General features: G+C 39.9%; 13 protein-coding genes. 8 read left to right on the forward strand and 5 right to left on the reverse strand.

Translation table 11 applies throughout. From position 1 onward, the window contains the following. Nucleotides 1-236: 236 nt before the first annotated feature. The 3 genes from BLP81_RS09100 (at nt 237) to BLP81_RS09110 (ending at nt 4,813) form a co-directional block, all read left to right on the forward strand. Nucleotides 237-2,372, forward strand: coding sequence for a S9 family peptidase (locus tag BLP81_RS09100; protein ID WP_093368153.1), 2,136 nt, complete (start codon nt 237-239; stop codon nt 2,370-2,372). A gap of 75 nt (nt 2,373-2,447) precedes the next feature. Then, entirely contained in the window at nt 2,448-3,518 is a 1,071-nt protein-coding gene (locus BLP81_RS09105; RefSeq protein WP_093368154.1) for a cysteate synthase, read from the forward strand. A 35-nt stretch (nt 3,519-3,553) separates the two neighbouring features. Further along, entirely contained in the window at nt 3,554-4,813 is a 1,260-nt protein-coding gene (locus BLP81_RS09110) for a cysteate-C-fatty acyltransferase (protein WP_093368155.1), read from the forward strand. Nucleotides 4,814-4,883: 70 nt separating this feature from the next. Here the strand turns inward: BLP81_RS09110 and BLP81_RS09115 are convergent, their stop codons facing one another. Genes BLP81_RS09115 through BLP81_RS09130 form a run of 4 tightly spaced genes read right to left on the reverse strand, consistent with a single transcriptional unit; the run spans nt 4,884 to nt 11,048 of the window. Then, the gene (locus tag BLP81_RS09115) at nt 4,884-6,275 is read right to left on the reverse strand and encodes an efflux transporter outer membrane subunit (RefSeq protein ID WP_093368156.1); all 1,392 of its coding nucleotides are present in this window, start codon (nt 6,273-6,275) and stop codon (nt 4,884-4,886) included. Between the two features lie 3 nt (nt 6,276-6,278). Next, nucleotides 6,279-9,437: an efflux RND transporter permease subunit gene (locus tag BLP81_RS09120; RefSeq protein ID WP_093368157.1), complete on the reverse strand. Its 3,159-nt coding sequence runs from the start codon at nt 9,435-9,437 to the stop codon at nt 6,279-6,281. Nucleotides 9,438-9,442: 5 nt separating this feature from the next. Next, nucleotides 9,443-10,561, reverse strand: a complete 1,119-nt coding sequence (locus BLP81_RS09125) for an efflux RND transporter periplasmic adaptor subunit (protein ID WP_093368158.1) — start codon at nt 10,559-10,561, stop codon at nt 9,443-9,445. Beyond that, a complete protein-coding gene (locus BLP81_RS09130; RefSeq protein WP_093368159.1) occupies nt 10,551-11,048 on the reverse strand; it encodes a GbsR/MarR family transcriptional regulator in 498 nt (165 codons plus the stop codon). Before BLP81_RS09130 ends, BLP81_RS09125 begins: the two co-directional genes overlap by 11 nt. A gap of 402 nt (nt 11,049-11,450) precedes the next feature. Between BLP81_RS09130 and BLP81_RS09135 the strand changes: the two genes are divergently transcribed. From BLP81_RS09135 to BLP81_RS09145, 3 genes are all read left to right on the forward strand, one after another. Continuing rightward, complete coding sequence (locus tag BLP81_RS09135) at nt 11,451-12,059, forward strand: fasciclin domain-containing protein (RefSeq protein ID WP_093368160.1); 609 nt, start codon at nt 11,451-11,453, stop codon at nt 12,057-12,059. Between the two features lie 252 nt (nt 12,060-12,311). After that, on the forward strand, nt 12,312-12,737 hold the full coding sequence (locus BLP81_RS09140; RefSeq protein ID WP_093368161.1) for an NUDIX domain-containing protein: 426 nt from the start codon (nt 12,312-12,314) through the stop codon (nt 12,735-12,737). A gap of 12 nt (nt 12,738-12,749) precedes the next feature. Continuing rightward, nucleotides 12,750-13,142 carry an acyl-CoA thioesterase gene (locus tag BLP81_RS09145; protein WP_093368162.1) on the forward strand — a complete coding sequence of 131 codons (393 nt, stop codon included), beginning with the start codon at nt 12,750-12,752 and terminating at the stop codon, nt 13,140-13,142. Here the strand turns inward: BLP81_RS09145 and BLP81_RS09150 are convergent. Further along, nucleotides 13,128-13,424, reverse strand: coding sequence for a DUF3817 domain-containing protein (locus BLP81_RS09150; RefSeq protein ID WP_093368163.1), 297 nt, complete (start codon nt 13,422-13,424; stop codon nt 13,128-13,130). The genes BLP81_RS09145 and BLP81_RS09150 overlap by 15 nt on opposite strands. Before the next feature lie 84 nt (nt 13,425-13,508). Here BLP81_RS09150 and galE point away from each other — a divergent pair, with 84 nt between their 5' ends. Continuing rightward, nucleotides 13,509-14,522, forward strand: a complete 1,014-nt coding sequence (galE, locus tag BLP81_RS09155; RefSeq protein ID WP_093368164.1) for a UDP-glucose 4-epimerase GalE — start codon at nt 13,509-13,511, stop codon at nt 14,520-14,522. A gap of 23 nt (nt 14,523-14,545) precedes the next feature. After that, nucleotides 14,546-16,054 (forward strand): NAD(P)H-hydrate dehydratase, encoded by a 1,509-nt coding sequence (locus BLP81_RS09160; RefSeq protein WP_093368165.1) that lies wholly within the window; start codon nt 14,546-14,548, stop codon nt 16,052-16,054. The last annotated feature ends 7 nt before the right edge of the window (nt 16,055-16,061 follow it).

The following is a 16,061-nucleotide window of genomic DNA, read 5'->3' on the forward strand; positions in this document are numbered from 1 at the left end:
TGATTGATTTTAGAACTTCAAAGTGATTAAAAAAATAGCCTGCACAACTAAGTATTGTGTGGGCTATTTGATTTGAATGAGTAGTTTTCTTCGGCTTAAACCTGGTTTTCTTTGATGTTGTGCGTCATTTTAATCCTGTCTCCAGACGTAATCCTTCATGAGTATACTCAAGAGCAAAATTGCTATATTGTCGGCCTCTTAAAAAAAGATACAACCATAAATTTAAACCCAGTCTTATGAAACAATTAATCCCTGTTCTAGCCTTAAGTTTTATATTTGCAGCTTCTTGCAAAAACGATAGTTCGAAGATGATAAATACCGATGTTATGCCACCCGTGACGAAAAAAAATCCAAAAACACTTTCAATTCATAACGAAGACAGAGTCGATAACTATTACTGGATGAACGATAAAGAAAATCCTGAAGTTATAGCTTATCTCAATGCTGAAAATGACTATTACAGGGAGTCCACTGCTCATACTGAAAAGTTTCAAAATGATTTGTTTGAGGAAATGAAGTCCCGAATTAAGGAAGATGATTCATCTGTCCCTTATAAACTCAATGGTTACTGGTATCAGGTGAGGTATGAAAAAGGAAAAGATTATCCTATCTACACCCGAAGAAAAGGAAGTATGGATGCTGAAGAGGAAATCATGTTTGATGTGAACAAGATGGCAAAAGGACATGCCTATTTCAATCTTGGCGGAGTGAGTGTGAGTCCGGATAACACTTATGCCTCTTTCGGTATTGACACTGTGAGCAGAAGAAAATATACGATTCAGGTCAAAAACCTAAAAACTGGAGAAATCCTTCCGGAGAAAATTGAAACCACGACTGGTGGTTCAACCTGGGCAAACGATAACAAAACCTTGTTCTATACGAGAAAAGACGAGCAAACCTTAAGGTCCAGTCAAATCTTCAAACATATCCTGGGAGAGGCTCCCGAAAACGATACCCTCGTATTTGAAGAAAAAGATGAAACTTTCAACACCTATGTTTATAAAACCAAATCCAAAGACTTTATCATCATAGGTTCATCCAGTACCATGTCCGATGAATATCAGATCCTGAACGCCGATCAACCAGATGGAGAGTTTAGATTATTTTCTGAGCGAAGAAGAGGTTTGGAATATGACATTGCGCATTATAATGATCATTTTTATATCCTGACCAATAAAGATGAAGCGCAAAATTTCAAGTTGATGAAAACCTCCCTGGAGGCGACTTCAGAATCTCACTGGGAGGAGATGATTGCACACCGTGAAAATGTTCTGCTAGAAGGGATAGACATTTTCAATAAATTTTTGGTCACTAGTGAGCGTTCCAATGGTTTAACACGAATTCATGTTCAAAGTTGGGACGAAAGTGAAGATTATTACCTTCCCTTTACAAGTGAAACCTATACAGCTAGAACTACAACCAATGTAGATTTTGACACTAAGCTGTTGAGATATTCATACAATTCGCTCACAAATCCAGCTTCGGTAATTGAGTTTGATATGGTCGATAAAACCGAGACTGTCCTGAAAGAGCAGGAAGTTCAGGATCCAAATTTTGATAAGAATAATTACATCTCCGAACGAATATGGGCAACGGCAAGTGATGGAACTGAAATCCCCGTGTCTTTAGTTTATAAAAAAGGAATCAAAAGAAACGGCAAAAACCCGCTTTTACAATACGGATATGGAAGTTATGGGGCTACAATGGATCCTTATTTTTCCACCACAAGATTGTCTTTATTAGACCGAGGTTTTATTTATGCCATTGCTCATGTGAGAGGAGGAGAATACCTCGGAAGAGAATGGTATGAAAGCGGGAAACTACTTCGGAAAAAAAATACATTTACCGATTTTGTTGACGTTTCTAAACATTTGATCGATCAGAAATACACCTCACCCGAGCATCTTTATGCGATGGGAGGTTCTGCCGGTGGACTTTTGATGGGGGCTGTCATCAATATGGCTCCAGAACTTTATAATGGCGTTATAGCTGCAGTTCCTTTTGTGGATGTTGTGACGACTATGCTGGATGAAACGATTCCTTTAACTACCGGTGAATATGATGAATGGGGAAATCCAAATGATAAAGAATATTACGATTATATCAAAACCTATTCTCCGTATGACAATGTGGAAGCGAAGGCTTATCCAAATTTATTAGTGACTACAGGTTTATACGATTCTCAGGTTCAGTACTGGGAACCTGCCAAATGGGTTGCTAAATTAAGGGAAATGAAAACAGACACTAATAAGTTATATTTAGAAACGAATATGGATGCAGGTCATGGTGGAGCCTCAGGGCGTTTCGAGGCTTTGAAAGAACTGGCCAAAGACTATGCTTTTATTTTGGATTTGGAGCAAATAACAGAGTAATCAGAAAAATAATTGTAATTTAGCCCCTTGTTATTTAGTTTAGAGATATTACTTACGTGAAAAGACGTTGGCTTTATGCATAAAAATTTGAATGTTCACGACAGCTTGTTATCTATGGTTGGCTGTACACCTTTAATTAGATTAAAAAATATTTCTCAACATTTTCAAGGAGAGTTTTTAGCTAAGTATGAAGCTCAAAACCCCGGTCTGTCCTCCAAAGACAGGATTGCTCATTATATCATTGAAAAAGCAGAGCAAAACGGGGATTTAAAACCTGGAGATACTATTATTGAAACTACATCCGGTAATACAGGCTTTAGTATTGCTATGGTCGCCGCTATAAAAGGCTATAAATGTATTCTTGCCGTAAGTTCTAAATCTTCTAAAGATAAAATTTCCCTGCTTAAAACCATGGGAGCAGACGTGAGGGTGTGCCCTTCCAACGTGGCTCCGGAAGACCCTAGATCTTATTATGAAGTTGCCAAACGCATTCACAGCGAAACCCCTGGCTCTATATATATCAATCAATATTTCAATGATTTAAATATCGATGCGCATTATTTGACCACCGGTCCCGAAATATGGGCACAGACGGAGGGCGAAATTACTCATCTAGTTGCCTGTAGTGGAACTGGAGGTACTATTTCCGGAACAGCCAGATATTTAAAAGAGAAAAATCCAAATATCCGTATTTTAGGGATTGATGCTTTTGGCTCTGTTCTTCAAAAATTCCATGAAACCGGAAAGCTGGATAAAAGTGAGATTTACCCTTACAAAATAGAAGGTCTTGGTAAAAATTTGATTCCTACGGCTACTGATTTTAGCAGCATTGATAAATTTACCAAAGTTAGCGATGAAGATAGTGCCTATATGGCTCGTGATATCGCCAGAGCTGAAGGTATGTTTGTAGGATATACCAGTGGAGCTGTCATGCAGGGGGTAAAACAACTCGATGAAGAAGGTGAATTTGATTCTCAGAGTAAAGTGGTCGTCATTTTTCCAGATCATGGCTCCAGATATATGAGCAAAGTATTCTCAGACGAGTGGATGAAGGCACAAGGCTTTACAAATTATCCCGGATTGAAAGAGGAGAAAACCAATGGCAAAATTTTAAAAAATCAACAGGTTACAAATATTCATAACTGATATTTGAGTAATTAGTAAAACAAAAAAGATAAATAATGAAAGATTTATTTTCAAAAATTTACAGAGATAAAGGTCCTTTAGGCAAATGGGCTGATCAGGCAGAAGGTTATTTTGTTTTTCCTAAACTGGAAGGACAAATAAGCAACAGGATGAAATTCCAGGGACGCGAAGTCATTACATGGAGTATCAATGATTACCTGGGGCTTGCTAACCATCCCGAAGTAAGAAAAGCTGATGAAGAAGCAGTCAAAAAATGGGGAAGTGCTTATCCTATGGGAGCTCGAATGATGAGTGGCCATACCGAACTGCATGAAAAACTTCAGGAGGAATTGGCGGATTTTGTCAGCAAAGAAGCTGCATACGTCCTAAACTTTGGTTATCAGGGCATTTTATCGACTATTGATGCACTTGTAGGAAAAGACGATGTCATTGTTTATGATGTAGACGCTCATGCCTGTATTATTGATGGTGTACGTTTACATTTAGGCAAGCGATTCACCTATAAGCATAACGATCTTGACAGTATCGAACTGAACCTGGCCCGGGCGGAAAAAATTGCGGAACAAACCGGTGGAGGCGTTCTGTTTATTTCTGAAGGTGTCTTCGGAATGCGAGGAGAGCAGGGGAAACTTAAGGAAATCGTTGAGCTTAAGAAAAAATATAACTTCAGGTTATTAGTCGATGATGCTCATGGTTTTGGTACCTTAGGTAAAACTGGCGCCGGAGCCGGTGAAGAACAAGGCGTGCAAGATCAGATCGATGTGTATTTCGCAACTTTTGCAAAATCCATGGCGAGTACAGGAGCTTTTATTGCAGCCGATAAAGAAATCATTGATTACCTGAAATACAACCTGCGTTCGCAGATGTTTGCAAAATCATTGCAAATGTCATTGGTAGAAGGCGCTTTAAAACGCCTGGAGCTTATGAGAAAGTCTACAGAATTTAAGGACAAACTCTGGGACAATGTCAATGCTCTTCAAAACGGTTTGAAAGACAACGGCTTTGATATTGGTACAACCACGAGTTGTGTGACTCCGGTTTACCTAAAGGGAAGTATTCCTGAAGCCATGGCTCTAGTAAAAGATCTGAGAGAAAACCACGGTATATTTTGTTCTATCGTCGTTTATCCGGTCATTCCTAAGGGCTTGATTTTATTAAGAATGATCCCTACGGCGACACATACAATGGAAGATATCGACTTAACTTTAAAGGCCTTTTCAGCTATTCGAGAGCGCCTGGAAAACGGAACCTATAAACGGCTTTCACAGGCCCTAATGGAAAAAATGGGTGAATAAATCCTGTAGAAAATCTTATCCATAAAAAAGCCGAGCGAGTCTCGGCTTTTTTTTATGGAGGAGCTTGAATCTATTGCCAACCTCCACCAAGACTTCTGTATAATTCAACAAGCGCATTAAATTGATCAAATCGAATCTGACTGACTTCTAGTTTGGTGTTCAGGGCGTTTTCCTGAGCGTTTAATACTTCAAGATAATTGGCTAAACCATTGTTGAGTAATTCCCTGGAATCGTCTAATGCGTTTTGATAAGCCTCATATTCTTTGGTTTTAACGTCAATTCTTTGCAAGGCATTTTGATAATTGAGCAGGGCATCAGAGACTTCTCTGCTTGCGGTGAGCAGGGTTTTTTCAAAATTCAAAAGGGCCTGTTCTTTTTCGTTTAAGGCCACCTCATATCCCGTTTGAATTTGTCTTTTGTTGAAGACAGGCTGTGTTAAGCCTCCAATCAAATTCAGGAACAAGGAATTGGGGGATATAAAATTTGACGGATTTAAACTTTGAAACCCTCCCGTAGCTGAAATGGTAATTGAGGGATAAAATCTAGCCCTGGCCGCATTGGTCAGTTCGAAGGCATTGATCAGTTCATATTCAGCCGCAATCACATCAGGCCGGTTTTCAAGCAAATCTGAAGCGACTCCAGTCGTGAGTTCCTGGTCTATGTCCTGAGCTGAAAACTCACCTCGCCTTAAGCCTTTAGGAGATTCACCTTTCAAAATGGAAATGGTGTTTTCCAAAAGTTTAATGTCGTTTTTCAAACTGAGCAATATGGCTTGAGCGGCATAAACCTGAGCTTCAGTCTGGCTTACAGCTACTGAAGTAAGGTTTCCAGCTTCCTTGAGCGCCTGGCTTGTTTCCAGGCTTTTCTTTCTGCTTTCCAGGGTTTTCTCCGTGATTTTGACTTGTTCATCCAGGGCCAATAACTGATAATAACCAGAAGCAATTCTAGAAATCAGATTGGTTTTTACAGCTTGGTGTGCAGCCTGGGTTTGCATGAATCTGGCCTGAGCAGCTCTTTTATTGCTTTTTATTTTACCCCAGATATCGGCTTCCCAGGATAAACCGGCATTGAGTTCATACTGTTCCACAGAAGAGAAAAAGCCACCGAATTGAGAGTTTGGCGATAATTCCTGCCTGGTATAGGAGGTATTTATATTTAGAGAAGGATAAAATCCAGCCTTTCCTTGTTTGTAGTAAGAATTGGCTATGCTTATTTGCTGCAAAGCAATCCTTATATCTTGATTGTTGTCAAGTGCTTCTTCGATATGATTTTGAAGAATAGAATCTGTAAACATTTGCTTCCAGCTTATTTTGGAAAGGGGTATAGAATCCTTTGACAACTGATCTGTTCTATACCTTATAGAGTCTATAGTGTCTTCAGGTCGGTCATAGTCTTTGGTCACAAAACAGGACTGTAGTAAAGACAGGCAAAAGAGGATGAGAATAGGTTTAATGTATTTCATAGTCTAATTAGATTCTTTGGAATTATTTTGAGATTTTCCGACTCGGGCCCTGCTGGAAGGACTTACTTTTTCCTGAAGCCACTGAAAAACAACAAAGAGCACAGGAATGACAAAAACACCAATGACAGTCCCAACCAGCAAGCCACCCGCAGCTCCAGTCCCTATGGAGTTATTTCCCTTGGCGCCTACACCGGAAGCCAGTACTAAGGGGAGTAAACCTAGAATAAAGGCAAAGGAGGTCATCAAAATTGGTCTTAACCTTACTTTGGCTCCATCCAGAGCAGCATCGTAAATACTCATGCCTTCATTTCGCCGCTGTATGGCAAATTCAACGATCAAAATAGCATTTTTGGCCAGCAAACCTACCAGCATGATTAAGGCAATTTGAAAATATATGTTATTTTGTAAGCCTGCCAGATTTGTACTCCAAAAGGCGCCTGCAACGCCGATAGGCAATGAGAAAATTACGGCAAACGGGAGCAAATAGCTTTCATATTGAGCTGCCAGAAAAAAGTAAACGAAAAGAATACTCAAGCCAAATATAACTAAGGCCTGACCGCTTGCAGCAATTTCTTCCCGCGTTATTCCTGAAAATGCGATATCAAAATTATTTCCTAACTGCTCATCGGCTACCTCTCTGATTGATTGTATAGCTTCACCAGAGCTAAATCCTGGCGCAGTACTCCCATTTATGGTCACCGCATTATAGAGATTGAATCTGTTGATGACCTGAGGCCCATAAACTCTTTCCAGTTCTACAAATTCTGAAACCGGAGCATTTTCACCCGTGGGTAGTCTTACAAAAATACTGTTTAGGCTTTCTTCATCATCGCGGTCTTTAGGCAAAGCCTGGACAAGCACCCGGTATTGTTTTCCAAATGTTGAAAAGTTAGACACAAAAAAGCCACCTATATAGGATTGCATGGCTGATAGAATGTCGCTGACAGATAAACCGCTGGCTTTGATTTTCGGGACATTCAAATTCATGTCATACTGAGGGAATTCTGTACTAAACGAAGAGTTGGCAAAAGCAATAGAGGATTCCTGAAATAAACCGCCGACAAACTTACTAGCTTCCTGATCCAAACCTGTTAAAGGTCCGGAAGCTTTATCAAGCAATTGAACTTCAAAACCATCAGCCGCCCCGTATCCTGGAACACTCGGAGGAGTGAAAAACTGAATTTTAGCGTCTGGTATGGTAGAGGTAGCTTGGTTTAATTTGCCGACTATGGCATTGATTTCGGTCTCGTCTGTAGTGCGCTTGTCCCAATTATCAAGTATAATAAATCCCTGGGCATAGGAACTACCCGCCCCGGAGAAAAAGTTTCTCCCCGTAATTAAAGAAGCTGTTCGAATTCCTTCTATATTTTGAATTCTGTCGTAAACTTCTTCAGTGGCTTGGAAAGTTCTGTCCAAAGAAGAGCCTACAGGCAATTCCATGTTCATAAATACAACGCCTCGGTCTTCTGTAGGAACAAAACCTGTGGGAGTCAGTTCATTTGCGAAATAAATAGAAACGCCAGCTATCACTAAAATAAGCAGCGTCACCCATTTTTGTCTTATTAAGAATTTTAATGAATGTATGTACTTGCTTCGAATGGCAATGAATCCGGCATTAAAGGCCTTATAAAATCGCTGCAGTAAATTTGTGCGTTCTTGCTGTTCTTTGGGTGGCTTTAAAAATAAGGCGCATAAAGCCGGACTTAAGGTCAGGGCATTAATGGCTGAAATGATAATAGCCACAATTAAGGTCACCCCAAACTGTTCATAAAACACACCTGCTGGACCTTTGATAAAGGTGATAGGTATAAACACAGCAGCCATCACTAAAGTAATGGAAACTATGGCACCACCGATCTCACTCATAGCAGAAATAGAAGCTTCTTTAGCATCCTGGGCTCCACCTTCCAGCTTGGCATATACCGCTTCTACAACCACAATAGCATCATCCACCACAATGCCAATAGCCAAAACAAGCGCAAAGAGGGTGAGTAAATTGATAGAGTATCCAAATAAATTCAAGAAAAAGAACGTGCCAATAATAGAAACGGGGACGGCTATAGCCGGAATTAAAGTGGATTTTAAGTCCTGTAAAAAAAGAAACACCACCAGGAATACAAGTAAAAAGGCTTCAATAAGTGTTTTTTGAACCTTATCTATCGACGCTGTCAAGAACTCGTTGGTGTCATAGTTTACAAGATACTCAATACCTGATGGAAAGTTTTTTTCGAGTTCACCCATTTTGACGTAGATTTTCTCAATGATTTCCTGAGCATTCGACCCGGGTGTTTGAAAAATACCAAAGTTAACTCCAGGATAACCACTACTTCTTGATAGTGAATTGTAGGAAAATGCATCCAGTTCAACTTTTGCCACATCCTTTACGCGTAGGAACTGATCATTATCAAAAGTCTTTAGGATGATATTGCCATATTCTTCAGCGGTCTTCAGCCTCCCTTTGTAAGTGATGACGTATTCAAATGCTTTTCCGGCATTCTGGCCTACAGATCCGGGAGCAGCCTCCTGACTTTGCGCTCTGATCGCTGCTATAACTTCTGTAGCATTAAGACCATAATTTGCCATCTTTTCCGGATCCAGCCAAACCCTCATGGAATAATCTTTGCCACCAAACACAGAGACATTGGAAACTCCATTGATACGCTGTAATTCTGGCTTAATATTGATGTTTAAATAATTTTGAACATAGGTATCAGAATAATCTTCGTTGGTCGAATACAAGGCAGCATAAAGCAGTGCGGAATTTTGTTGTTTTGAGGTGATCACACCACTTCGTAAAACTTCGTCTGGAAGCACTGAATTTGCTCGTGCCACCCTGTTTTGAACGTTTACAGCAGCGATATCCGGATCGTACTGCTGTTCAAAAAACACAGTAATTGTCGCACTTCCGTTATTACTTGCCGAAGAGGTAATGTAGGTCATCCCTTCAACTCCATTGATTTGTTCTTCTATAGGTATGATAACACTCTCCAGAATAGTCTGCGCATTGGCGCCCGGAAAACTGGTAGTTACCTGCACCGTTGGTGGGGCAATATCAGGATATTGGGTGACAGGTAATTCCTGAATTCCAAGAATACCCAGCATGACTAAAATAATGGAGACCACTGTAGATAAAACCGGCCTTTCTATAAATGTTTTAAGCATGACTTCTATTTAAAAACTGTATCAAATGAATTTACAATGGAGTCCATCGTTGAGGATGTAGGCCTGATTTTATCATTATTTTTTATCTTATTGACCCCTCTTCCTACTATTTTTTCGCCTTTACTCAACCCGGATTCGATGACGAGATAGGGATCGGCTCGCCTGCTGACAATCGCTTTTTCGGTAACTGTAGAGTCAGATTCATTAAACGTATATACAAATTCTTTTCCCTGTCGGGAAAACGTAGAAATCCTTGGTACAACTATAGCTTCATCTATATAATTCGGGATTCGAATTTTACCGGTTAAACCGTCTTTCAGAATCAAGTTGGAATTATCGAATGTTGCTCGAAACCTTACAGTTCCAGTTTCAGCATTGACTTGACTTGAAATGCTGGTGATTTTTCCTTTTTTATCGTAAATCTCCCCGTTAGATAAGATCAAAACAACTTCCGGGAATGAGGAGATCAAGTTGGCTTTATCTTTACGATTCTGATTAAAATTCATCAGCAAATTCAAATAATCTTTTTCATTCATGGAGAAATAAGCAAAAACTTCATCGGTCTTTACAACCTTGGTTAGGGGTAGTCTGTCGGCAGGGTTTATCAAAGCACCATCTCTGTAATTTATAGTTCCTATAAAACCATCCACCGGACTTTTTATACTGGCATAACTTATATTGGCTGAAATGCTATTCAGGTTACTTTTTGCGGCTTCTAACCTGGCTTTAGCGGTTTGCAGCTGATTCTCACTTACAATATCTTTTTCCACCAGGGGTTTGAGTTTTTCTACTTCAATCTGAGCTGCACTCACCTGTGCTCTTGCCGCGGAAGCTTCGCCACTCAGACTTTCGGTCTCAAGTTCAAATAGAGTTTCACCCTTCTTTACAGCGGATCCTTCTTCAACTAACACATTTAAGATGTACCCCGGAACTTTGGCCCGGATATCACTGCTTATAATGCCCTGCAGTTGAGTTGGATATTCAGAAGTTGTTGTGATGTCCCTGGTATCCACTTCAATAATGGGTAACTGAGGTGGAGGAGATGTTTGTTTCTGACCTTGATTTTGACAGGAACTCATCAATAATGCTGAAGTAGCGAGGAGAATAATAAATTTATTTTTCATAAGTGTCTATGTTATGACTTGTTTCTTTAAGGGTGTTTAATGTTTCTAAGATGTTCTTTTTTTGGTTTTCAAGATGCGTTTTGAAGATGCTGACAAGCTTTTTATTAAAATCCTGGTCTGCTTTATGTTGAATAATTTTAGAAAGGATGTTGATTTCTTTATCAGTCTCCTTTAAGTGTAGTTCAAGCGTCTTTTTAAAATAATCACGTTTGGTCTTAAAGTAGCGTTTTCTCTTGTCGTCTTTAAATATGAAATCAACGCGTCCTTCTTCAATTAAAAAATTCAGTTGGTTTGAAACTGAGCTTTTACTGGCTCCCGTTAAATCTTTAATCTCTTCAAAGGTAAGTGCTTCAGCATTAGATAAAATAAGAAGGGAATAAATCTTTGCTGCCAACGGCGGCAGATGCTGTTCTTTTTCCAAATGCAGGCTCAATTCCTTGTCAGGAACATGACTGCAGGTTTGTGCAGGATTGTGCTTAGGTTTCATAAAGCAAAAGTAATTTTAGTTCGTTTTCAAACGAACTGGTATCCGATAAATAAATGTTAAGCTTTACTGATTTTATTTTTTCTTAAGAGGTGTCTAGTGCTTGGTTAATGTAAATGAAGTTTCAGTCATAAAAGAAATAAGAATATCTGCTGGAATATAAATCTAAAGCTAACCTATCTAGAATTGCTTAAGTCACCTGGAGGAGTTCTTTGGATGAAAATAAAAGAATAGTAAACGGGGGCGGTGCTAAAATTAATACTAAAAGTTTAAATCCTGGTCATTATAATTGCCTGCTTTTGATTTAGAAAATTCAAAAATATATAGAATTAACAATAAATTAAAACATTGTCTGAATTTGTTTAATTAATTTAAGATACTTTTGAACAAACAAAAAGTATAACTATGAAAAGAGTAATTTTAAGTTTGAGTGTAATTGCAATGATTGCTTTTACCTCTTGTAAAAACGATCAAAACAAAGAAAGCGAAGCACAGCAAGAAGAGGCAGCTATGGATGCTGAAAGCTCTTCTGAAGAAGCCATGTCCGAAGATGCGATGTCTGATGGACAAACCGTAGTCGAAATTGCAGCGGGTAACGAGGACTTCAGTACCCTGGTAACTGCTGTTAAAGCGGCAGAACTGGTTGAGACTTTAAATAGTGAAGGACCTTTCACTGTGTTTGCACCTACCGATGCTGCATTTGCAAAATTACCTGAAGGAACTGTAGCTACTTTGTTAGAACCAGAGAACAAAGAAAAGCTTACCGGTATTTTGACTTACCATGTTGTTTCCGGTGAATTTATGGCTGCAGATGTTGTAGCTGCTATCAATGACAATGGTGGAAGCTTTGTAATACCAACGGTTCAAGGTGAAGAATTAACTGCAACTCTGGAAGGAGAAAACGTTGTTTTAACCGATGCTAACGGTAACAAGGCGACTGTAGTCATGGCAGATGTTGATGCCTCAAATGGTGTAATTCACGCTATCGATGCTGTAGTTATGCCAAAATCATAAGTACTAACTTATTTACAGATGAAAACCCTTCAGCGATGAAGGGTTTTTTTATGCCCGGTTTTGAGCGATTTAAGATTTTGAGTTAGTTCTGGATCAGTTCATAATAAACTATTTCCAGGAAGCTGCAGTTAAAATATTTTAATTACTTTTAAAATAAAATGATTAGAACTAAGTAAAATTATAGCGCAGCTAAGAGGTTAAATTATAACCTAAAGAGAACCGCTTAATATAATAGTTTAATTTTAAAATTTCATGTCTTATTCCCCTTCTATCTTTATAACAGTGGATGCTGTGGTTATTTCAAAAGAAGATCAGCATAACTTTGTATTACTCATTAAGAGAAAAAACGAGCCCTTTAAAAATCAATGGGCATTTCCGGGTGGATTCGTTGAAAAAGAAGAGCTGGTACAGCGAGCATGTCAGCGTGAATTGAAAGAAGAAACAGGACTGGGTATAAATGAAAAAGACCTCTCGTTTTTAGACTATTACGATCAGATTGGTCGGGACCCAAGAAGCAGAACAATAACCTTCGCTTTTACTGCTTTCATAGATAGCAGAACAGAAGTGAAAGGTGATGACGATGCTGCCGAAGCCCGCTGGTTCGATGCTCAGCATTTACCAAAATTAGCCTTTGATCATTCTGAAATTATACGGGATGCCCTGCACAAAATCCTTTAAAATTTAAACACTATGAGATTTCATACCAGAAAATGGGTCAAGCCCGGAGATTTAAACCCCAATGGAACTTTATTTGGCGGACAGCTTTTAGCCTGGATTGATGAAGAGGCGGCTTTATACTCTATCATCCAGCTTGAAAATCAAAAAACAGTCACGAAATATATGAGTGAAATCGATTTCAAAAGTTCGGCCAGGCAAGGCGATATAATTGAAATCGGGATTGAAGTGATCAAATTCGGTTCCGCCTCTCTCACCTTAACCTGCGAAGTCAGAAATAAAATGACCAGGCAGACCATTATTGTGGTGGACAAAATAGTCATGGTTAGCCTGGATGAAGCGGGCAATGCCAAACCTCACGGGAAAACCAAAGTCGAATTTGTCAAAGATAGATTAGACCTTAGGTAAGTATTTGCGTTCCACTATAAATGGACCGAAAGGTAAAATAGAGCTGAGAAATACGATCAATAGAATTTTGACAGACCAGCCTAATTTCTCATACATCCAATAGCCACCCAACAGATACAGAATAAACAGGATGCCGTGGGCCATGCCTACTATTCTAACGTACTCGGGCATTTCCCATATGTATTTTAATGGCATAGCTACGAAAAGAAGCAAAAGAAAAGAAATAGCTTCAAGAATACTTACCCATCTAAATGCGGTAATTGACTTATCCTCTTTTGACATATATTTTTTCTTCAAAAATAGGATTTACATGAGTTTTACCTAGCAATTTTTGTAATTTGCATATGAAATTTAACAAATCATAAAATGAAAATACTAGTCACGGGGGGACTTGGCTTTATAGGTTCTCATACCGTTGTCGCCCTTCAAAACAAAGGCTATGAAGTCCTTGTTATTGATAACCTGTCCAATTCTTCTTTAAAAGTTCTCGAAGGAATTACTAAAATCACTTCTAAGCCCCCCGCATTTCATAAACTCGACTTAAGAGACAAATCCAGTCTTCTGGATTTTTTTTCCAAACATCAGGACATTTCCGGAGTTATTCATTTTGCAGCCTCCAAAGCTGTGGGCGAAAGTGTAGAAAATCCTCTGTTATATTATGAAAACAATCTTGCAGCGCTGTCCTATTTGCTTCAGAACTTAGTACTCTTAGCAGAACAGAATATCATTTTCAGTTCTTCCTGTACAGTATATGGGGAGGCCGATGAACTTCCTGTTTCTGAATCGGCCCCCGTAAAAAAAGCCGCATCACCTTATGGAAATACCAAACAGGTAGGGGAGGAGATCATTTCCGACACTTGCGCTGCTCACGATAAACTGAAAGCTATTGCCTTGAGGTACTTCAATCCGATTGGGGCTCATCCTACTGCCGAAATTGGAGAATTACCCATTGGAACTCCACAAAATCTAGTGCCTTTTATCACCCAGACGGCCATTGGAAAACGCAAGCAACTATCGGTTTATGGCAAGGATTACCCCACTGAAGATGGAACCTGCATCAGAGATTACATTCATGTGATGGATTTGGCAGATGCCCATGTGATAGCTTTGGAACGCCTTATGAGTTCCCGAAGTCAAGAAAATTTCGAAGTGTTCAACGTAGGAACAGGTATTGGTTCTTCGGTTCTGGAAGTGATTGATGCTTTTGAGAAAGCTTCAGGAGAAAAACTGAATTATAAGATTGCAGACAGACGATCGGGAGATGTTGTAGCCGCTTATGCAGATACTCAGAAAGCCAATGAAACCCTAGGCTGGCAATCCAAAAGAACTTTAGAACAGGCTTTAAAAGATGCCTGGGAATGGGAGAAGAAACAGGCTTAATATAATTTTTTAATCCTTAACTCATGAAAATTTTATCGGCTTCACAATTGGCAGATTTAGACAGCTATAGTTGCGAAGAACAGAATATAAGTTCCTGGGAACTGATGGAACGTGCGGCGGGTTTGGCCTACGATGATATTAAAACCAGACTAAACTCCTTTTCTCAACAGATAAAAGTTCTTGCAGGCCCTGGCAACAACGGCGGAGACGGACTTGCCATCGCTTATTTTTTGGCTGAAGACGGCTATGATGTCGATGTGTTCTTAGTCAATTTTACCTCTTCACGATCTCAGGACAATCAAAAAAATCTGGTTCGGCTCAAAAATCAGGCTAAGTGTAACATCCGGGAATTGACTGAAGATTCTGAACTCCCTGGTATCATTTCTGAGGACCTTGTGATCGACGCTATCTTTGGAGTAGGCCTCAATCGGCCCATGCCAGATTTCGTACAGAAACTGGCCAGACATCTCAATGAATCCTTTTCTCAAATCATCTGCATAGATGTCCCAAGTGGTATGTATCTGGACCGGTCTCCAGGTGAGGAGGAGGAAGTTTTTCAGTCGGATGTAATTCTTACGTTTCAAACGCCCAAATTGCCGTTTTATCTCCCCGATTATTCGGGGGTTGTAGGCGAAGTGAAAATCATTGATATCGGTTTAAGCCAGAAACGCCTCAGTGAAATTTCTTCTGAATTAAATCTCGTTGACTTAAGCCTGGCAAAAAAGCTTTATCAACCTAGATCCAGATTTTCGCATAAAGGCACCTACGGTCATGCGCTTCTGATTGGTGGAAGTCAGCTGATGCTGGGAAGTGTTATCCTGTCTTCCAAATCCTGTATGCATTCCGGGGTAGGGAAGACCAGTGTGCTGATGCCCAGTCGGGGTCATTCAGCCCTGATTCAGCATTTGCCGGAAGCGATGCTCGTGGAGAATACATCGGAGGATTTTATCAGCGAACAGGAGCTCGGTTTTAAGGCAGATGCTATCGGAATTGGCATTGGTATCGGCACTTCTGAAGCCGCCTTAACCGCTTTAGCCGCCTGGCTGGAAAAGGCTGACTGCCCTTTGGTGATCGATGCAGATGCACTGAATCTTATCGCTGAACATACAGAGCTGCAATATAAGGTTCCGAAAAAATCCATTATAACCCCACATCCCGGTGAACTCCAAAGACTGGTAGGAAGCTGGAAAGACGATTTTGAAAAACTGAATCTGATCAAAGATTTTTCCAAACAATTTGACGTGATCGTGTTGGCAAAAGATGCTTACAGCCTTTGTGTGTACCAGGATCAGGTCTTCGTGAATTCCACGGGCAACTCAGGAATGGCAACCGCTGGAAGCGGGGATGTGCTTACCGGGTTGCTTACCGGTCTGCTGGCACAGGGATACTCAAGCCTGAATGCTGCTGTATTAGGGATGTTTCTGCACGGTTTAGCCGGAGATTTCGCTGCTAAAGAAATGTCGGAAGAAAGTCTGACCGCTTCAGATATTATATCGTATTTCGGAGATTCTTTTTCAAAACTCAAAGCTTAAACAAGTC

The organism is Psychroflexus sediminis (genome assembly GCF_900099815.1).
GTDB classification, from domain to species: domain Bacteria; phylum Bacteroidota; class Bacteroidia; order Flavobacteriales; family Flavobacteriaceae; genus Psychroflexus; species Psychroflexus sediminis.

Coding starts and splice junctions, on each gene's coding strand:
- BLP81_RS09100 (WP_093368153.1), top strand. CDS start 237: ATGAAACAATTAATCCCTGTTCTAGCCTTAAGTTTTATATTTGCAGCT.
- BLP81_RS09105 (WP_093368154.1), top strand. CDS start 2,448: ATGCATAAAAATTTGAATGTTCACGACAGCTTGTTATCTATGGTTGGC.
- BLP81_RS09110 (WP_093368155.1), top strand. CDS start 3,554: ATGAAAGATTTATTTTCAAAAATTTACAGAGATAAAGGTCCTTTAGGC.
- BLP81_RS09115 (WP_093368156.1), bottom strand. CDS start 6,275: ATGAAATACATTAAACCTATTCTCATCCTCTTTTGCCTGTCTTTACTA.
- BLP81_RS09120 (WP_093368157.1), bottom strand. CDS start 9,437: ATGCTTAAAACATTTATAGAAAGGCCGGTTTTATCTACAGTGGTCTCC.
- BLP81_RS09125 (WP_093368158.1), bottom strand. CDS start 10,561: ATGAAAAATAAATTTATTATTCTCCTCGCTACTTCAGCATTATTGATG.
- BLP81_RS09130 (WP_093368159.1), bottom strand. CDS start 11,048: ATGAAACCTAAGCACAATCCTGCACAAACCTGCAGTCATGTTCCTGAC.
- BLP81_RS09135 (WP_093368160.1), top strand. CDS start 11,451: ATGAAAAGAGTAATTTTAAGTTTGAGTGTAATTGCAATGATTGCTTTT.
- BLP81_RS09140 (WP_093368161.1), top strand. CDS start 12,312: ATGTCTTATTCCCCTTCTATCTTTATAACAGTGGATGCTGTGGTTATT.
- BLP81_RS09145 (WP_093368162.1), top strand. CDS start 12,750: ATGAGATTTCATACCAGAAAATGGGTCAAGCCCGGAGATTTAAACCCC.
- BLP81_RS09150 (WP_093368163.1), bottom strand. CDS start 13,424: ATGTCAAAAGAGGATAAGTCAATTACCGCATTTAGATGGGTAAGTATT.
- galE (WP_093368164.1), top strand. CDS start 13,509: ATGAAAATACTAGTCACGGGGGGACTTGGCTTTATAGGTTCTCATACC.
- BLP81_RS09160 (WP_093368165.1), top strand. CDS start 14,546: ATGAAAATTTTATCGGCTTCACAATTGGCAGATTTAGACAGCTATAGT.